Consider the following 3,764-nt stretch of genomic DNA (forward strand, 5'->3'; position numbering starts at 1 on the left):
GGCCTCGAGTCGGCTCTCCAGGCGCCACTGGTTGTCACCGCCCCCCTCGGCCATGGCGTCCCGCCACTCCAGCACCTGGGGACCGTCGGAAACCGCCAGCAGGGCGCGAGTCAGGCTCTCGAGCACGCGTTCATCGCCGAGCCCCAGGCGGTGGTCGACGTCTGGCCTGGCCAGCAGCAGGACCTGGTCTGCCGCTGGACTGGGCATGGGGGGTGTCGCCGTGAGCTGCTCAGCGGCGCGTTCACCCAGCCCGAACAGGGCTTGGCGCAGTGTCGTCGGCTGTTCCGGTGCCGCAGCACAGCCGGTGAGCAGCAGGGTCGACAGCAGCAGGGGCAAAGAGGGCTTCATGGTGATGTCGCCTCCCGAGGCGGGGTGTTGGCCGGCTCCAGTCCGGCAATGAAGCGGTCGAGTACCGTGAAGAGTTCGCGGCGGATCGGTTCGGCCTCGTTCACCAGGTGATGACGGGCCTCGGGGTGGCGATGGATCTCGGCGCCGGGGAACTTGCGTGCCAGCACTTCGAGGTTCCACTCCCAATCCACGGTTAGATCTTGTTCACCCTGCAGGATCAGGGTGGGAACGGGGCTCGGCGGCAGTGCCAGCATCTGGGGCATCCAGCGGCGCATGGCGCCCACCCAGTCCATCGCCAGGCGGTCGGCCTGGAGAGGGTCTCCCTCGCGCAGGAAGTCGGCGAAGTCGGCATCCGTGGAGTTGTCGCGGAACTTGCGGGGGATCGACTCCACGAAGGGCCCGACGAGGCGGTGCAGCCAGCTCGACTGGTTCCACCCCCAGGGGCGCACCAGCGGTGCCAGCAGCGCCAGGCCCGACCAGGCGCCATCGTCGCCACGGGTCAGGGCGTCGGTGGCGAGAATCGCCGCTCCGGTGCTCTGGCCGATGCCCAGCCAGGGCCGCGGGGCCAGCCCCTCCTCCTCGAGATGTTGCTGCAGATGGTGCAGGCAGCTGCCATAGTCATTGAAGTCGTCGATGGAGGCACGGCGGCCGCTGGAGAGCCCATGGCCGGGCAGGTCCCAGAGCACGACCCGCCAGCCCCGCGCGAGCAGGCACTCCAGCAGGTGTCGGTAGAGGCCGAGGTGGTCGAAGTAACCGTGGACCACGAAGGCCGTACCGATGGGCGCCTCGGGACTCCAGACCTGTGTCCAGAGGCGGAAGTCGCCGGTCTCCAGGTAGCCCACATAGAGCCCCACATGCTTGGCAAGCAAGGGCGCCAGGCCATAGTGTCCCAGGTAGCGCTCGAGGTCCTGGCCCGACAGGTCGGCTGGGGCCAGGGAGCCCAGGGCCTGCAGGGGGGTGAAGTCGCTCATCGATTTCTCCTAATGCCCGTTCATGCTAGCGCCAAGCCGCCGGCCCGGCCAGCAATGCCTCGGCGGTCGGTCGAAGCCTTATCATTTGGTCTAGCTCCGGGCCACAAGCGTCGAGTACGGCTTTACATGTGGAAGTATTTTCCACAAAATCTAGTCCACGCAGTCATCATTCCCTGTCCGGCCGGTCGGTGCCAGGGGGCACCGAGCAGCCAAGCATGAGGAGCACGACCCATGACCCAACGCATTACTCGCCATCGCCTTCAGGTGGCCGCCGAGCTGGACCGTTTCATCAACGAACAGGCCCTGCCGGGCACCGGTGTCGACCCCGAAGCCTTCTGGGCCGGCATCGACGCCCTCTTCCATGATCTGACCCCGCAGAACCGCGAACTGCTCGCCGAGCGCGATCGCCTGCAGGAGAAGCTCGATGCCTGGCATCGCGAGCACCCCGGTCCGGTCCGCGACATGGCCGCCTACCGTGCCTTCCTGGAGGAGATCGGCTATCTGGTGGAGGCCCCGGCGAAGGTCAGCGTGACCACCGCCAACGTCGACCGCGAGATTGCCGTCCAGGCCGGCCCACAGCTGGTGGTGCCGGTCAACAATCCGCGCTATGCGCTGAACGCCGGCAACGCCCGATGGGGCAGCCTCTACGACGCCCTCTACGGCACCGACGCCATCTCCGAGGAGGGCGGTGCCGAGAAAGGCTCGAGCTTTAACCCCAAGCGCGGCGAGAAGGTCATCGGCTACGCCCGCGGCGTGCTCGACCGCGCCGCCCCGCTGGCCACCGGCTCCCACCACGATGCCGTCAAGTACGCGCTGCGTGACGGTCACCTGGTGGTCTCCCTGGACGGCGGTCGCGAGACCGGCCTCAAGGACCCGGGCAAGCTGGCGGGCTTCAACGGCCCGGCCGAGAGCCCCGAGTCCGTCCTGCTGGCCAACCACGGCCTGCACCTCGAGATCCAGATCGATCCGAGCCACCCGATCGGCAAGACCGACCCGGCTGGCGTCAAGGACGTGGTGGTCGAGGCGGCATTGACCACCATCATGGACTGCGAGGACTCCGTGGCCGCGGTAGATGCCGAGGACAAGGTCGGGGTCTATGCGAGCTGGCTGGGCCTGATGAAGGGTGACCTGGAGGAGCAGGTCGAGAAGGGCGGCAAGACCATCACCCGCCGTCTCAATGCCGATCGCACCTGGCACAACACCGAGGGTGGCACCGTCACTCTGCCGGGCCGCTCGCTGATGTTCGTGCGCAACGTGGGCCACCTGATGACCACGCCGGCGGTACTGGATGCCGACGGCAACGAGCTGCCCGAGGGCATCCTCGACGGTATCGTCACCGGCCTGGTCGCCCTGCACGACCTCAAGAAGGGCGAGAACGAGCCGCGCAACTCGCGCACCGGCTCCATGTACATCGTCAAGCCGAAGATGCACGGCCCCAAGGAGGTCGCCTTCTCCAATGCGCTGTTCGGTCGCATCGAGGACATTCTCGGCATGGCCCGCGACACCCTGAAGATGGGCATCATGGACGAGGAGCGTCGCACCTCGGTCAACCTCAAGGCCTGTATCGCGGAGGCCAGCTCGCGGGTGGTGTTCATCAACACCGGCTTCCTCGACCGCACCGGCGACGAGATGCACACCGCCATGGAAGCGGGCCCGATGATCCGCAAGGGCGACATGAAGGGCTCCGCCTGGATCCAGGCCTACGAGAAGAACAACGTCCAGGTCGGCCTGGCCTGCGGCCTGCGCGGCCGCGCCCAGATCGGCAAGGGCATGTGGGCCATGCCGGACCTGATGGCCGCCATGCTCGAGCAGAAGATCGGCCATCCCAAGGCCGGTGCCAACACCGCCTGGGTGCCCTCGCCCACCGCCGCCACCCTGCATGCCCTGCACTACCACCAGGTGGACGTCGCCGCCATCCAGCGTGAGCTGGAGGGGCAGGGCGAGCCAGACGTCCTGGATGACCTGCTCACCGTGCCGGTGGCCGAGAGCGCCGACTGGAGCGACGCGGATATCCAGCAGGAGCTGGACAACAACTGCCAGGGCATCCTCGGCTATGTGGTGCGTTGGGTCGAGCATGGCGTGGGCTGCTCCAAGGTGCCGGACATCCATGACGTGGCGCTGATGGAGGATCGCGCCACCCTGCGGATCTCCAGCCAGCACATCGCCAACTGGCTGCACCATGGCGTGGTCGATGCGGCCCGGGTCCGGGAAACCCTGGAGCGCATGGCCAAGGTGGTCGACCAGCAGAACGCCGATGACCCGGAGTACACGCCGATGAGCGCTGACTTCGCCGCCTCGACCGCCTTCCAGGCCGCCAGCGACCTGATCTTCAAGGGCCGCGAGCAGCCCGCCGGCTACACTGAGCCGCTGCTGCACCACTGGCGTGCCGTGCACAAGGCGAAATAATCGCCTCCGGGCTCCGGGCTCCGGGCTCCGGGCTCCGGG

General features: G+C 67.6%; 3 protein-coding genes. 1 reads left to right on the top strand and 2 read right to left on the bottom strand.

Going from position 1 to position 3,764, the window contains the following annotated elements; translation table 11 throughout:
• Together RI841_RS15315 and RI841_RS15320 are read right to left on the bottom strand one after the other, a co-directional pair.
• A partial coding sequence (locus RI841_RS15315; RefSeq protein WP_310706495.1) for a hypothetical protein occupies positions 1-348 on the bottom strand: 348 nt, incomplete at its 3' end.
• The gene (locus tag RI841_RS15320; protein ID WP_310706496.1) at positions 345-1,319 is read right to left on the bottom strand and encodes an alpha/beta hydrolase; all 975 of its coding nucleotides are present in this window, start codon (positions 1,317-1,319) and stop codon (positions 345-347) included. The genes RI841_RS15320 and RI841_RS15315, both read right to left, overlap by 4 nt.
• Before the next feature lie 231 nt (positions 1,320-1,550).
• Here RI841_RS15320 and RI841_RS15325 point away from each other — a divergent pair, with 231 nt between their 5' ends.
• The gene (locus tag RI841_RS15325) at positions 1,551-3,725 is read left to right on the top strand and encodes a malate synthase G (protein WP_310706497.1); all 2,175 of its coding nucleotides are present in this window, start codon (positions 1,551-1,553) and stop codon (positions 3,723-3,725) included.
• Positions 3,726-3,764 lie beyond the last annotated feature (39 nt).

The sequence above is a fragment of the Halomonas sp. genome, from assembly GCF_031581305.1.
Classification (GTDB): Bacteria; Pseudomonadota; Gammaproteobacteria; order Pseudomonadales; family Halomonadaceae; genus Halomonas.